At 67.9% G+C, this 14,480-nt stretch carries 14 protein-coding genes; 3 read left to right on the plus strand and 11 right to left on the minus strand.

The annotated features are described in order from the left end of the window. Positions 1-18 precede the first annotated feature (18 nt). Positions 19-1,098, minus strand: a complete 1,080-nt coding sequence (locus FND50_RS30660) for a sorbosone dehydrogenase family protein (RefSeq protein WP_144288196.1) — start codon at positions 1,096-1,098, stop codon at positions 19-21. Positions 1,099-1,188: 90 nt separating this feature from the next. Here FND50_RS30660 and FND50_RS30665 point away from each other — a divergent pair, with 90 nt between their 5' ends. Together FND50_RS30665 and FND50_RS30670 are read left to right on the plus strand one after the other, a co-directional pair. After that, positions 1,189-2,013 (plus strand): arylamine N-acetyltransferase, encoded by an 825-nt coding sequence (locus FND50_RS30665; protein ID WP_144288197.1) that lies wholly within the window; start codon positions 1,189-1,191, stop codon positions 2,011-2,013. 45 nt (positions 2,014-2,058) lie between these two features. Then, the gene (locus FND50_RS30670; RefSeq protein WP_061041231.1) at positions 2,059-2,838 is read left to right on the plus strand and encodes an IclR family transcriptional regulator C-terminal domain-containing protein; all 780 of its coding nucleotides are present in this window, start codon (positions 2,059-2,061) and stop codon (positions 2,836-2,838) included. Between the two features lie 101 nt (positions 2,839-2,939). Here FND50_RS30670 and shiA read toward each other — a convergent pair whose 3' ends face one another. After that, positions 2,940-4,298: a shikimate transporter gene (gene shiA / locus FND50_RS30675; RefSeq protein ID WP_144288198.1), complete on the minus strand. Its 1,359-nt coding sequence runs from the start codon at positions 4,296-4,298 to the stop codon at positions 2,940-2,942. Positions 4,299-4,555: 257 nt separating this feature from the next. Here shiA and FND50_RS30680 point away from each other — a divergent pair, with 257 nt between their 5' ends. Further along, positions 4,556-5,971 (plus strand): amino acid permease, encoded by a 1,416-nt coding sequence (locus tag FND50_RS30680; protein WP_144288199.1) that lies wholly within the window; start codon positions 4,556-4,558, stop codon positions 5,969-5,971. Positions 5,972-6,036: 65 nt separating this feature from the next. Here FND50_RS30680 and FND50_RS30685 read toward each other — a convergent pair whose 3' ends face one another. The 9 genes from FND50_RS30685 to FND50_RS30725 all read right to left on the minus strand — a co-directional run bounded on the left by FND50_RS30685 (position 6,037) and on the right by FND50_RS30725 (position 14,395). Then, positions 6,037-7,572: a phospholipase C gene (locus FND50_RS30685; RefSeq protein ID WP_144288200.1), complete on the minus strand. Its 1,536-nt coding sequence runs from the start codon at positions 7,570-7,572 to the stop codon at positions 6,037-6,039. Positions 7,573-7,628: 56 nt separating this feature from the next. Continuing rightward, positions 7,629-8,495, minus strand: coding sequence for a TauD/TfdA family dioxygenase (locus tag FND50_RS30690; protein ID WP_144288201.1), 867 nt, complete (start codon positions 8,493-8,495; stop codon positions 7,629-7,631). Positions 8,496-8,765: 270 nt separating this feature from the next. After that, on the minus strand, positions 8,766-9,527 hold the full coding sequence (locus tag FND50_RS30695) for an SDR family NAD(P)-dependent oxidoreductase (RefSeq protein WP_144288202.1): 762 nt from the start codon (positions 9,525-9,527) through the stop codon (positions 8,766-8,768). Beyond that, the gene (locus FND50_RS30700) at positions 9,527-10,009 is read right to left on the minus strand and encodes a nuclear transport factor 2 family protein (RefSeq protein ID WP_005258953.1); all 483 of its coding nucleotides are present in this window, start codon (positions 10,007-10,009) and stop codon (positions 9,527-9,529) included. The genes FND50_RS30695 and FND50_RS30700 overlap by 1 nt, the downstream gene beginning before the upstream one ends. A 104-nt stretch (positions 10,010-10,113) precedes the next feature. After that, positions 10,114-10,944, minus strand: a complete 831-nt coding sequence (locus FND50_RS30705) for a mycofactocin-coupled SDR family oxidoreductase (RefSeq protein WP_144288203.1) — start codon at positions 10,942-10,944, stop codon at positions 10,114-10,116. A gap of 2 nt (positions 10,945-10,946) precedes the next feature. Continuing rightward, positions 10,947-11,747, minus strand: coding sequence for a mycofactocin-coupled SDR family oxidoreductase (locus tag FND50_RS30710; RefSeq protein ID WP_144288204.1), 801 nt, complete (start codon positions 11,745-11,747; stop codon positions 10,947-10,949). Positions 11,748-11,759: 12 nt separating this feature from the next. Beyond that, complete coding sequence (locus tag FND50_RS30715; RefSeq protein ID WP_144288205.1) at positions 11,760-12,014, minus strand: hypothetical protein; 255 nt, start codon at positions 12,012-12,014, stop codon at positions 11,760-11,762. After that, on the minus strand, positions 12,015-13,685 hold the full coding sequence (locus FND50_RS30720) for an FAD-binding protein (protein WP_144288206.1): 1,671 nt from the start codon (positions 13,683-13,685) through the stop codon (positions 12,015-12,017). A 194-nt stretch (positions 13,686-13,879) separates the two neighbouring features. Continuing rightward, a complete protein-coding gene (locus tag FND50_RS30725; RefSeq protein WP_144288207.1) occupies positions 13,880-14,395 on the minus strand; it encodes a flavin reductase family protein in 516 nt (171 codons plus the stop codon). Positions 14,396-14,480 lie beyond the last annotated feature (85 nt).

Below are 14,480 nucleotides of genomic sequence, written 5' to 3' on the forward strand. Positions count from 1 at the left end.
CCCGCGGTTAACAAGTACTCACGGGCGGAGCATGAGAATGCGGTCGTCGCCCTCCGCCGGATCGCCGCGCCCGTCACGGTTGCTGGTGCTGAACCAGACTGCTCCGTCCGGTGTCGCGACGACGGTGCGCAGTCGGCCGTACTCACCTTCGAACAGCGACTGCGGTTCGCCAAGCGAGCCGTCACCGCCCACGGGAATCCGCCACAGTCGTTCGCCGCGCAGCGCGGCGACCCACAGCGCGCCGTCCTGGAACGCGAGCCCGGACGGGGACGCCTCGCCGGTGGACCATTGGACCACCGGATCGACGAAGCCCGCCTCGCCCGACCGCCCCTCGACCTCCGGCCATCCGTAGTTGCCGCCGGGTTCGATCAGGTTCACCTCGTCCCAGGTGTTCGCCCCGAATTCGGTGGCCCACAGCCGGCCGTCGTCGTCCCACGCGAGGCCCTGCACGTTGCGGTGCCCGAGCGACCACACGGGTGATCCCTGCGTGGGGTTGTCGGCCGGGATCGACCCGTCGGGGTTGATCCGCAGGATCTTGCCGCCGAGCGAGGACGGGTCCTGGGCGCGTGGCCGGTCGCCGGCTTCACCGGTGGCGACGTGCAGCGTGCCGTCCGGGCCGAACGCGATCCGGCCGCCGTCGTGGATCGATCCGGCGGGGATGCCCGTCAGGATCGGGGCCGGCTCGCCGAGGCTGCGACCGTCGAACCGCAGGGCGACCACCCGGTTGTCGTCGTCGGTGGTCAGGTACCCGTAGATGGTCTGGTCCGTCGCGTAGGCCGGTGAGACGGCGAGGCCCAGCAGTCCCGATTCGCCCCGCGCCGCCACGCCGGGCACCTCGCCGATCACGGTCGTGTCGCCGTTCGCCTGCAGGTGCCGGATCGCGCCGCTGTCCCGTTCCGCGATCAGTGCCGTCCCATCCGGCAGGAGCGCGATCCCCCACGGCACGTCGAGGTCGGCGGCGATCACCGTGGGCTCGCTGCCTGCCGGTGCGGCGACCGCGGTGGTCGTCGACGGCTGCGCCGGACTCCCCTCGGACTGGCATGCCGCGCACGTGACGACCACCAGCAACGCTGCAACCGAGAAACGTCGCCGTCCCATGGGTGTCCTCCCGTCACGCGACCGCACCCTGTCCATCCTCCCCCAGTGACGGCCCCTGATCGGTCATTCGCCGCGCTTACACTGTGCTCCATGGCCACTGCGGGCGATCTGAACCTCGAGCGGTACTTCGACCGGATCGGGTACGACGGCGACCGATCCGCGACGACGGCGACGCTGAACCAGCTTGCCGCACATCACGCCTGGTCGATCCCGTTCGAGAACCTCGACCCGTTCCTCGGCACACCGAACCGGCTCGACCTGCCGTCACTGCAACAGAAATTGGTCGAATCCCGAAGGGGCGGTTACTGCTTCGAGCAGAATCTCCTGCTGCGGGCCGTCCTGCTCGAGCTCGGGTTCGACGTGACGCCACTCGCCGCCCGCGTTCTGTGGGGATCTCCGATCGATGCGGTCACTCCGCGCTCGCACATGCTGTTGCTCGTCGACGTCGCCGGCGAGCGAAGGCTCATCGACGTCGGGTTCGGCGGCATGACCCTCACCACCACCTTGCGCCTCGAACTGGACACCGTGCAGGACACTCCGCTGGAACCGTTCCGGCTGGTCGACGTCGCGGGCGACTACGCGATGCAGGCACTCGTCGGTGACGAGTGGCGGACCATCTACCGGTTCGACCTCACCAGGCAGTTCCCCGTCGACTACGAGGCCCCCAACTGGTACCTGTCGACCTGGCCCGGATCGCATTTCGTGACCGGACTCATGGCGGCGCGGGCCACGGAAGACCGCCGCTACGCCCTGGCCGGTACGCGGCTGACGGTGCACCACCTCGGCGGGACGTCCGAGCGGCGCGAACTGGCGACCGTCGACGAACTCCGCGACACTCTCGAAACCGATTTCCTCATCGACGCGAGCGGACTCGCCACACTGGACGCGGCGTTCAGCCGGCTCCGACACACCTAGTCGCCCGGTAACATGACGGCGTGTGCGAAACAGGTGGCTGCTGAGGTGGCCGAGCAGCCGGCGTCGGGGGAACGGTATTTTCTCGAGTCCCTGGACCGTGGCCTGACCGTTCTCGAATGCTTCGACGAACAGCACCGGGAACGCACGTTGAGCGAGGTGGCGCAGGCTGTCGGGATCACCCGGTCCACGGCGCGCCGTATTCTGCTCACCCTGGTGGACAAGGGTTTCCTGCGTCTCGACGGACGCAACTTCTCGCTCACACCCCGGGTGCTGCGGTTCGGCTTCTCGTACCTCGCCGCGCTGCGACTGCCGCAGGTCGCCGACCCGCACATCGAGGCTCTCGCGAAGGAACTGGGCGAGACCATCTCCGTCACCATTCTCGACGGTCCCGACGTGGTATATGTGGCGCGGGTCCGCTCGCCCCGGATCATTCGCATCTCGATCACGGTGGGCATGCGGTTCCCCGCGTACGCGACGTCCACGGGACGGGTTCTGCTGGCCGGACTTTCGGCCGACGCGCTCGACGACTACCTGAAGACCACCGAGTTCCAGGCCTTCACACCCCACACGATCTCCGACGTCGAACACCTGCGCGCAGACGTCCGGAAGGTCGCCGCCGACGGCTGGTCGATGTCGGAGAACGAGCTCGAGATCGGCATCCGCGGCGCGGCCGTTCCCATCCGGGATCGGACGGGCGCCGTGGTCGCCGCCCTCAACTCCTCGCTGCAGGGCACGCAGTACACGCGGGACGACGTCGCGGCGTCGGTGGTGCCGAAACTCGTCGCGACCGCGGAGCGGATCGGTTCCGACCTGTCCCTCGGCTGACCGCCTGAGGCGACGGCGACTCCGGCACCACCGGCCCCGATCTGCACGACGCGGTCGAGGCTCGCACCCGGCAACTCCCGGCACCGACCGCGCCGCCATGTTCAGTGCGAGTTCTCGAGCTCGGCTCGAGTGGCGGCGTCCGACGCGTCGGCACTCGCATCGGGCTGCAGTCGCCACGCGATCAGGGCGCTGACGATGCAGCCGCCGGCGAGGTACACGGCCACGAGGTGCCAGGACCCGCCGCTGGCGGTGACCAGGGCTGCCGCGATGAACGGGGTGAAGCCGCCGCCGATCGCGCTGGCCACCTGGTAGCCGACGCCCGCGCCGCTGTACCGGTACTCGGCCCCGAACATCTCGGTGAACAGGGGCTGCTGCACGCTGACGACCATGTCGTGCGAGATGTTGACGAGGAGCACGGCGAGGATGACGGTGCCGATCATCGACCCGTTCTCGAGGAAGATGAAGAACGGGAACGCGCACACCGCGCCGATCAGTGCGCCGAGGATGTAGACGCGCCGCCGGCCGTGCTTGTCGGACAGCCAGGCGAACAGCGGGATGGTGCCGATACCCACTGCACCGACGAGCAGACCGACGTTGAGCATGAAGTTGCGCTCCATCCCCAGTTCCTGGGTGGAGTAGCTCAACGCGAACGTGGTCACGATGTACATGGAGAACAGTTCGGCGAAACGCAGGCCGATGATCTGGAGGAAGGCCTTCGGGTGGTTGCGCAGTGCTTCGACCAGGGGAATCCGCTTCTTGTCCTGCGCGGTCTGCTCCTCCTCGAACTTCTCGACCTTCTCGACGAACTCGGGGCTCTCCTGCACTCCGGCGCGGATCCACAGGCCGATTCCGACCAGGACGACGCTGGCGACGAACGGAACACGCCAACCCCACTGGCTGAACGCGTCGTCGGTGGTCAGGTTGCTCATGAGCATGACGAATCCGGTGGCGAGGATGAGCCCGACCGAGTAGCCGACCTGCACTCCGCTGCTGTAGAACGCCTTCTTCTTCGGCGGGGCGCTCTCGACGGCCATCAACGCGGCCCCACCCCACTCGCCGCCGACGGCGAAGCCCTGGATGGCGCGCAGCGTGACGAGCAGGACCGGAGCCCACCAGCCGATCGACCCGAACGACGGCAGCAGTCCGATCAGGGCGGTGCTCGTTCCCATGATCAGCACGGTGAGGATCAGCATCCGTTTGCGTCCGATGCGGTCGCCGTAGTGGCCGAACACCACACCGCCGAGCGGCCGGAACAGGAATCCGACGCCGAACGTCGCGAACGCGGCGAGCGTTCCGATCGCCGGGCTGACATTCGGGAAGAACTCCGAGTTGAAGACCAGTGCGGCGACCAACCCGTAGAGCAGGAAGTCGTACCAGTCGATGACTGCGCCGACGAAACTGCTCAGCGCTGCTCTTCGCGCCTGCTTCTCGGCTGCCGGGGTGAAGGCGTGATCGCTCATTCCGATGTCCCGTCTAGGTTGGTGCCGGACAGATCCTGTTCGCATACCGAACTAATGTCCGCTGGTTGAATAGTGTGACGGTAGCCATAGCGTTTCCGCGTTGTCAAGAAGGCGCAGATGCGTGGTACTGCCGTTTCGTCCATCTCAGCCGCACCAATTTCACCGAATCGGCGATTCCGGAGCCCCCACGCCTCGTACACACTTTTCCGAATCAGCGACGCACATCACACCCGGAGTAGCGCCGAAGGGATTTCTCCATGTCAGGAACCACCGATCCGCAGCTTCAGCACACATTGAAGAAGCGGCACCTCTCGATGATCGCTATCGCGGGGGTGATCGGCGCAGGCCTCTTCGTGGGCTCCGGGGTCGCGATCCGCGAGACGGGCCCCGGCGTACTCGTGGCCTACGCACTCGCGGGCATCGTCGTCATCCTGGTGATGCGCATGCTCGGCGAAATGTCGACCGCCAACCCCGAGACGGGATCGTTCTCGGCGTACGCCGACCGCGCGATCGGCCGATGGGCCGGCTTCAGCATCGGCTGGCTCTACGCGTGGTTCTGGATCATCGTCCTCGGCATCGAGGCGACGGCAGGCGCCGTCATCATGAACCGCTGGATCCCCGACGTCCCGCAGTGGAGTTGGGCGCTGATCCTGATGGTGTTGCTCACGCTGACGAACATCGCGTCCGTGAAGTCGTTCGGCGAGTTCGAGTTCTGGTTCGCGTCGATCAAAGTCGCGGCCATCGTCATCTTCCTGGTGCTCGGCGTCCTCGCGATCTGCGGAGCCCTGCCCGGAGTCGACGCCCCCGGCCTCAGCAACCTCACCGGTCACGGCGGGTTCTTCCCCAACGGGGCAGGTGCCGTGTTCGCGGCGGTCCTAGTCGTCGTCTTCTCCTTCTTCGGCGCCGAGATCGCCACCATCGCCGCCGGTGAATCCGCCAACCCCGTGGCGGCAGTGCGCAACGCCGTGCGTTCCGTCGTGTGGCGCATCCTCATCTTCTACATCGGCTCCATCGCCGTCGTCGTGACGCTGCTCCCCTGGGACGACGCCTCCGTCGCGCTGAGCCCGTACGTCGCCGTCATCGACTCCTTCGGCATCCCGGCAGCCGGCAACATCATGGACGTCGTCGTGCTCACATCGGTGCTGTCCTGCCTGAACTCCGGCCTGTACACGGCGAGCCGCATGATCTTCTCGCTCTCCCGCCGCGGCGACGCCCCGGCCTCGTTGTCGAAGATCGGCTCGTCAGGTGTTCCCCGCCAGGCCGTGCTCGTCTCGACGGTCGTGGGATTCCTGACCGTGGGCCTCAACTACCTGTACCCGGACACCGTGTTCCTGTTCCTCGTCAACTCCTCGGGAGCGATCGCCCTGTTCGTGTGGCTCGCCATCTCGGTGTCGCAGCTGCGCATGCGGCGCAGCCTCGAGGCGGAGGGCAAGGACCTGTCGCTGAAGATGTGGCTGTTCCCGTACCTGACGTGGTGCACCATCGCCGCCATCATCGCGCTCTGCGTCGGCATGCTCGTGTTGCCGGAGACCAGGAGCCAGATGTACGTCTCGATGGGACTCGCCGTGGTCGTGGTCGGAATCGGGATCTACCGTCAGCGCACGAGCGGGCCCACCGACGAGACGCCGGATCCCTCGACCTCCGGCGAAGAGGTCGACGCCCTCCGCCCCTGAGCTCGGATCGACCGCCGCCGTTCGATCGTCGAGCAGGAGTCAGGAGTCAGGAGTCAGAGAGTCCGCTACATGATCAGCCCGCTGGGGCGACGCCGCAGCGGCGACTGTTCCTGCACGGGCATCGAATTCGGCGGGACGGGGTAGGGCGCACCGGCGTTGAGCGTCCCCGCGGCCACGTTCGGCCCGCACTGCGCGATCGCCGCCTGCAGGCGTGGCCCGGGGTCCGTCATCAGGGGAACGCCGGCGTTCGGCGCCGACGAGAAGTCGAACGCGGACGTCATGTCGCCGACGGCGCCGCGGCGCCAGTCGGTGAGATTGGGGACGGGCACGCCGAATCGCTTCTCCAGCAACCGGAGCTGCGACGTGTGGTCGAACGTGTCGGAGGCGACGAGGCCGCCGCGACTGTACGGCGAGACGATCAGCGACGGCACCCGGAAACCGAGGCCGATCGGTCCCGGATTGTTCTCGCTCTCCGACACGGTGTTCAGCGGAACCGTCAGATATTCGCCCGGGGTGCCCGGCGGCGGCGTGGGCGGGGTGACGTGGTCGAAGAAACCGCCGTTCTCGTCGTAACTGATGATCAGCGCGGTCTTCTCCCAGATCGCCGGGTTCGACGTGAGGATGTCGAGTACCTCGACGATCCCGACCGCGCCCGCGGCCGGGGGCAGCGCCGGATGCTCGCACGTGAAGATGTTGGGCACGATCCAGGACACCGCGGGCAGCGTGCCGTTCGCGACGTCGGCCCGGAAGTCGTTCGGATACGTCGGATCGAGACCACGGCGAGCGAGTTCCGAATTCGGGTCGCTGTACTGCGTGAAGCAGCCGAGCATCCCGTCGAGTGCGACACTCGACACGGGACCGAGATCCTTGTTGGCGTACACCTTCCAGCTGACGCCGGCCTCCTGCAGGTTCTCCGGATAGGTGCGCCAGGAGTAGACGAACCTGGGAATCACCGTCGGCGTCTCGACCAGCGGCCCACCGGCCAGCCCGTCCGGGTCGATCGTGCCGGTCATCCAGTACAGCCGGTTCGGGTCCGTCGGTCCCAACACCGAGCAGAAGTAGTGGTCGCAGATCGTGAAGGCGTCGGCGAGGTCGTAGTGCACCGGGATGTCGGCTCGCGTGTAGTAGCCCATCGTCGCGGGACCGTTGAGCGGCCCCTCGTGCGCGATGTGCACCGGCATCCACCGGTCCATCGCGCCACCGTTCCACGCGTCGTGCTGCGGACCCCACGAATGGGTGGGGTCGTTGATGCATTCGCCGTCGAGGTGTGTGCCCTGCGTGGTGTCGAGCCGGAACGGGTTGAGAAACCCGGTCGGGGTGGGCCCGGCACCCGGAGTCCAGCCGTACTGCTGCCACGCCGGTGACGGGTCGTCGAACCCGCGCACCCCCGACAGGGTGCCGTAATAGTGGTCGAACGAGCGGTTCTCCTGCATGAGGTAGACGAAGTGCTCAATGTCGTTCAGCGACCCACTGCCGCCCGGGTCCTGCGCGTAGGCGCGGTCGATGACCGGACCCGCCCACGAGCTGAGGAAAGCGGCGCCACCGGCCGCCGCGGCGGAGGCGAGGAACTTGCGTCGTGAGATGTCCGATGCCGGGGTCACGGATCGTGACGGTAGTCGCTGCGGACGCCGCGCGCCCGGCGAATGCGCAGGTTGCTCTATTGCGGGCCGAACGGCACGTCACCTTCCAGCGTGATGCGGTGCATGACGCGGTGCTGGGTTCCGTAGTCGCGGTTGGCGTAGTGCGCGGTGCTGCGGTTGTCCCACAGCACGAGGTCGCCGAGGCGCCAGCGGTGCCGCACGATGTGCTCGGGTTTGGTCAGGTGGGCGTAGAGGAAGTCGAGGATTCCCCGGCTCTCCTCCTCGGACACTCCGGCGATGTGGGACGTGAAGCCCGGGTTCACGAAGATGCCCTTGCGTCCCGTCTCCGGGTGCACCCGCACGACGGGATGCTCGACGGGCACGAGCGCGGTGACTTCCTCACCGTCCCAGACGTTTCCCTTGCCGCCCCGCTTCTGCGCGAGGTAGTACCCGAACTCGCGGTTGCCGTCGTGCACCGCGGTCAGCTGATCGATCATCTGCCGGATCGGCAGCGACAGCGACTCGTACGCGAGTTGACTGTCAGCCCAGTTGGTGTCGCCGCCGTGCGGTGGGAGGACGACGGGGCGGAGAATCGACCCCAGCGGCGGTCGCTTCATGAACGTCACGTCGGTGTGCCACACGTCGGCGAAACCGTTGTCCTGGCTGTCGAGTGCGTACACCTCCTGCGCGACGTTGCCGCTGTCGTGGACGGGGTGCCCCGCGGTCAGCCGGCCGAGCCGGCGACCGAACTCGATGTGACTCGTGTCTTCGAGTGACTGACCCCGCAGGACCAGCACCTTGTGCTCGGTCAACGCCGAACGGATCGCGGCGACCTCGTCGTCGGTGGCGGACGCGACGTCCAGGCCGATGATCTCGGCCCCGAAGTGGGGGCCGAACTTGTCGAGCGTCAACGACGCTGTTCTGGTTTCGAATGCAGTACTCATGGTGTCTTTCCGCGAAGGTGCTGGTGCCTGGGTACGGGCGCAACGGCCCGGACCTGCGAACGCGGAGAATGCGTGAGGAATGACCGGATGCCGGAGGCTACCGAGGAGTGGACAGCACGCGGTACGCGCGCCGGACCATCAGCAACAACAGATGTTGGCGCACGTACGGCACAGGTCGACGGTGAGGCGTCGCACCAGGTGAGTCGTATGCACGAAGCAATTCCTACCGGATGGGAGGGAAATGAGCAAGCTCGGGGCAATCGGCGGCGATCAGCTCCAGCGCGCCTGACCACCGTCGAGCGGGATGGTGGCACCCGACAGGTAGCCGGCGTCGGGACCGACAAGGAAGACGACGGCACGTCCGATGTCCTGCTCGCAGTCGCCGATCCGGCCGAGCGGGATCGACTTCACGAACTCGGCGGCCTCCTCGGGGTTGTTCTCCGTCCACCATTTCAGGCCCGGCGACAGTGCGTGCGGCGCAATCGCGTTGACGCGGATTCCGTCGGGTCCCCATTCGCTGGCCGCGGTCCGGGTGAGCGAGCGCATCGCTTCCTTGGTGGCCGCGTAGAGGCCGTAACCGCTGGTGTCCCACCGCACCGCCGAGGAGCTGACGAGGTTGATGATCGAGCCGCCGCCGCGCGCCTTCAGGTGCGGGTAGCACAGCTGCATGAGGAACAGGGTGGCCACCGGACCGACGGCCATGGCACGGTCCAATAGTTTCGGAGTGATGTCCAGGAGCGGTCCGAGCGTGCTCGCGTTGGCGTTGTTGACGAGGATGTCGATGCCACCGAATGCGTCCACGACTCGGTCGACCATCGGGCCCAGTTGATCGCGTTTGCTGACGTCGCAGACGATCGGCTCGGCGACGCCGCCGAAGTCGGCGATGGCGGCGCACGTGTCGACGAGTTTCGACTCTGTTCGCCCGACCACCGCGATCCGGGCGCCTTCCTTGGCCAGCGCGAACGCCATGCCGGCGCCCACCCCCTGACCGGCGCCGGTGATCAGTGCGACCTTGCCGTCCAGTGTCCCCATCACGAGTCTCCTTTGCCGGGTTCCGTGTCGGCTGCCCACCGGTTGGACGTCAGCCGGAAGCTGGGAATGTCGGCCAGCGACATCACCGCCTCGTATGTGCGCTCGTATCCGGTGTGGGCGATCCGCCATCGGCCGTCCGGTCCGCGGACGTAGCGGTCGGAGTAGAACGCCGCCCCGCGCAGCACCATGTCGTGCTCCGGGATCAGCACGATGTCGGAGAGGTACCAGCGTCCGGTCGCCGTGTCGCCGTCGACGTCGATCTCCGGGTGACCGCAGTGGTGTTCGGTGATGGTCTGCGGCCCCAGATTCGACTTCATGAATTCGACGAGCGCGTCCCGCGACTCGAACGCGAGATGCTCGCCGTAGTTCGCCGTTGCGTCGGGAAGAAGCGTGTCGGCGAACTCGTCCCAGCATTTCGTGTCCAGGGCCCGCAGATACGCGTACTTGAGCCTGCTGATCGCGGCGACGGCCTCGAGATCCACGGAATTCACCCTTCGTCCGCCCCCAAAACTGACACCTGTTCTACCACGGATCGTCAGGGGTGGAGGCGGACTCGGGGATTACCGGCCAACGCCGCCCGCGGCGGTCATCGGCTGACGCTGCCCGCGTCGACCGGCAGGGCGACGGACGTGATGTACCGCGCCTCGTCCGAGGCCAGGAACAGCGCGGCATTGGCCACGTCGACCGGCTCGATCCACGGAATCGACAGCATGTTCATCGTCACGGCCGCCGCCGCGAACTCTTCGCGGGTGGGGTGCTCGAGGTCGGGCCGGAACGCCCGCCGCACCATGTCGTTCTGGATCATGTCCGTGTCCACGTTCGTGGGATGCACGCTGTTGACCCGCACCCGGTGCGGCGCGAGCTCCTTGGCCAGCGACCGCATCAGGCCCACCACCCCGTGCTTGGCCGCGGTGTAGTGGGCGACGCCGACGAGCCCGCGCAGCCCGGCGATGGAACTCGTCAGGATCATCGCCCCGCCGCCCCGCTCGATCAGGTGCGGCGCCGCCGCCTTGCACGTCTGCCACACCCCCGTCAGATTGACGTCGAGCATCGTCTGCCACGTCTCGGAGTCGAGCTCCAACGCGGCACCCGAGGACGTGATGCCTGCCGTGGCGCACACGAAGTCCAGCCCGCCCAGTTCGCCGGCCGCCGCGGTGACCGCCTCGGCGAGCGCCGTGCCGTCGCGCACGTCCACCTGCGCGGTCACGATCCGGCGGCCGGTGTCCCGGACCAGTTTCGCGGTCTCCTCGAGATCCTCCGGGCTCGCCGGTGGCGTCACCACCGTGCCGACCGGGCCACACAGGTCGACGGCCACGACGTTCGCGCCCTCCTGTGCGAACCGCAACGCCTGCGCCCGGCCGATCCCGCGTGCGGCACCGGTGACCAGGACGACTCTTCCGTCCACTCGACCTGTCATCTCTACACCTTCTGGGTCAGTCCGGCGTCGACCACGAGTTGTGTGCCGGTGATGTATCGCGATTCGTCCGAGGCCAGGAACAGCAGCGCATTGCTGACATCCCGCGAGTCCAGCCACGGAACGGGCAGCATGTGGTTCGCCGCGAGGACGGGGACGACGTCGTCCCGGGTCGGATTCTCGAGGTCCGGCCGCAGCCGTGCCATCGTCGCGGGGTTCAAGGTCATGCGGGTGCCGACGGCGCCGGGGTGCAGCACGTTCACCCGGATGAACTGCGGTCCGAGTTCATTCGCGAGGGTCCGGGCCAACCCGACCACGGCGGTCTTGGACGCCGAATAGTGGGCGGCCCCGGCCACCGCCTTGATGCCGGCGGTCGAACTGACGATCACGACGGAACCGCCACCGTCCCGCATCGCCGGGACCGCGGCCTTCGCCGTGTTCCAGACGCCGGTGAGGTTGACGTCGAGCGATCGGTGCCAGTCCGCGTCGTCGATCGACCACGCCGGGCCGGGGTTGTCGCAGACACCCGCGTTCGCGACGACGACGTCGAGGGGCCCCAATTCCGCGACTCCGGCGTCGACGGCCGCCCGCAACGCGGACGGGTCACGCACATCGGCGTGGGCGACGACTGCGCGCCGGCCGAGTTCGCCGACCAGCCTTCCGGTTTCGGCGAGATCCGCTTCGGCCGACGGCAGATCGACGACGACGACGTCGGCGCCCTCCTCCGCGAGCCGGACCGCGTGACTGCGTCCCATGCCGTTCCCGGCACCGGTGATGAAGGCGACCTTGCCCGCCATCCGTGACATCGGTTGTCCTCTCTAGTCCAGGCGGCCGGGAGTCGGGTAGCTGCGCAGGGAGAGCCCCACCCGCCCGTTCTCCACCGCGTCGTCGATCGATCCGCGCAGCGCGCCGCAGGTGGGGACGAACATCGAGTGCTCCCCCTCCTGCGCACGCAGTGCGAACTCCGGACAGGTCTGCTCGGCGTCGCCCAGCCACTGCACGCTCGTGTGCGCCTCGCTGTATTTCTCCACGAGCACCGCGTTGCCGCAGCGTCGGCATTCGACGGGAAGCACTCAGCCCACCGCCCCGGCTGCTGCATGCCGGGCGCCGACCCAGCCGAATACCATCGCGGGACCGATCGTCGCGCCGGCACCGGCGTAGTCGTTGCCCATCACGGACGCCGACGTGTTGCCGGTGGCGTAGAGCCCGGGGATCGGTTCGCCGCTGCTGCGGCACACCTGGCTGTGCTCGTTGCACACGAGCCCGCCCTTGGTGCCGAGGTCGCCGGCTTCCATCCGCACCGCGTAGTACGGAGCCCGGTCCACCTCGTCCATGGTCGGGTTGGGCAGTCGCGGGTCGCCGTAGTACCGGTCGTAGGCGCTGTCGCCGCGGCCGAAGTCGGCGTCGACCCCCGCACGGGCGAAACCGTTGAACCGGGCGATCTCCGCGGACAGCGACTCCGCGGGAACGCCGATCTTCTGCGCGAGCTCGCCGACGGATGCTGCGCGTTGCATCAGCCCCGTCTCGAACCATTCCGCGGGGAACTTCTGCCCGGGCATCACCCCACCGAACTGGTAGCGGCTCTTGGCCTTCGAGTCGAACACGAACCACACGGGGTCGTGACCACCGGCGATCTGGTCGTGTACGAACGACACGTACGGGGACGCCTCGTTGGTGAACCTCTTGCCGTTCTGGTCGACGATCAGCGACGGCGGGATCGACCGCTCCGACACCAGGACGTGCATGATGCCGTCCGGCCGCCGGAACGACGGCATCCACCAGGCGTCGTCCATCAGATCGACGGCGGCGCCGACCTGCTCGCCCGCGACGATTCCGTCTCCGGTGTTGTCGGGTGAGCCGGCGCTGTAGTTGTCCTTGCCGCCTTCCCGGAGGTACTGCTTCCGCATCTCCTCGCTCTGCTCGAATCCGCCGGTGGCCATCATCACGCCGCGGCGGGCGCGGATGCGCAGTTCCTGTCCCCCGGACTCGACGACCGCACCCGTGACAGCTCCCGACTCGTCCGTGACCAGACCCTTCAGTGGGGAGTTCAGCCACAGCGGAACCCCCGCCTCCCGGAGCGTGAGCCGCAGCCGGCCGACGAGGGCCTGCCCCAGAGTCTCCATCCGCCTGCGCCGCAGCATCGCCACGACCGACCGCCAGCCGACACCCAGCGCTGTCCTGCGTCCGGCCCAGGTGCGGAAGAACATGTTGAGGTGGCGGAACTCGGTGGATGTCATGTACAGCCCACCGGGCATCGCGAGGGAGTTCGGCCGCTGCAGGTCGCCGTCGGCGCCGAGCTGGTTCATGTCGAACGGCAGCGGTTCGACCGTCCGCCCCTTCGGCCGTCCGCCCACGTTCTCGGGGTGGTAGTCGGAATAGTCCTCGCACCAGGAGAACCGGAGGTGCGGGCAGTTCTGTTCGAAGAACCGCATCATGGCCGGCCCCTGCTCGATGTACGCGTCGAGGCGTTCGGCCGGCACGCTGTCGCCGACGATCGACTCCAGGTACTTCCGGACGTCGTCGGGGTCGTCGGCGCGGCCTTCACGGACGAGGATCGGCGAGTTGGGAATCCACAGGGCGCCACCCGACAGTGCCGTCGAACCGCCGTACACCCCGGACTTTTCGACGACGAGGGTGTCGAGTCCTCGCTCGGCCCCGGCGAGGGCAGCGGTCATGCCACCTGCACCGCTGCCGATCACCAGGAGATCTACCTCCCGGTCCCAGTTCTGCTCGTCTACGCTCATCGTGCACACCTTCCGAAGTGGTCTCGATCACACCCTGCCGGTGTCAATTGCTGTTTCCCACAGCATTTCCCGCGGAGCGGGAGAAAGCGGCACCGCCGCGCGGGAGAAAGCGGCACCGCCGCCGCGCGGGAGACAGCGGCACCGCCGCCGCGCGGGGGAAGCGCGGCTAGGTGGCCGCGCGGGAGAAAGCGCGGCTAGGTGGCCGCGGTGAAGATGCCGAGCCCGCCGCGGTACACCAGGAGCGGCGGCGCATCCCTGAGCACGTCCAGACCGGTGACGCGCGCGACGACGATGGTGTGGTCGCCGGCGTCGTGCTCGAATTCGACGGTGGCCTGCACCTGGGCCAGCACACCGTCCAGCGCCGGGGCACCGTTGCGGGCGTGCGACCACCCGACGTCGGCGAACTTGTCGGCGCCGCTGATTGCGAACGTCCCGCACACGTCGCGCTGGTCGTGAGCGAGAACGTTGACGCAGATGTGTTCGCTCGCCCGCAGCCGCGGCCAGCTGGTCGACGTCCGTGCGGGGCTGAACGACACGTACGGCGGGTCCAGCGACAGCGACACGAAGGACTGGCATGTGAAGCCGTGTGGGCTCTCGCCGTCGTGTGCGGTGATCACCGTGACTCCGGTGCAGAAGTGCCCGAGCACCGACTTGAGCTCGGCGGGGTCGATGCGTCGTGCCACCGGCACGGGTTCTTCGGTTCGGGTCATCGTGTCTCCTCGGATCGACGGGTTGCGTTCAGCCTGGCCGCGGCGCCTTCCGGCGGGGAATGCCTCGTCCCGCCCAGCGGCAGGG

The sequence above is a fragment of the Rhodococcus sp. WB9 genome, assembly GCF_007558985.1.
GTDB classification, from domain to species: domain Bacteria; phylum Actinomycetota; class Actinomycetes; order Mycobacteriales; family Mycobacteriaceae; genus Rhodococcus_F; species Rhodococcus_F opacus.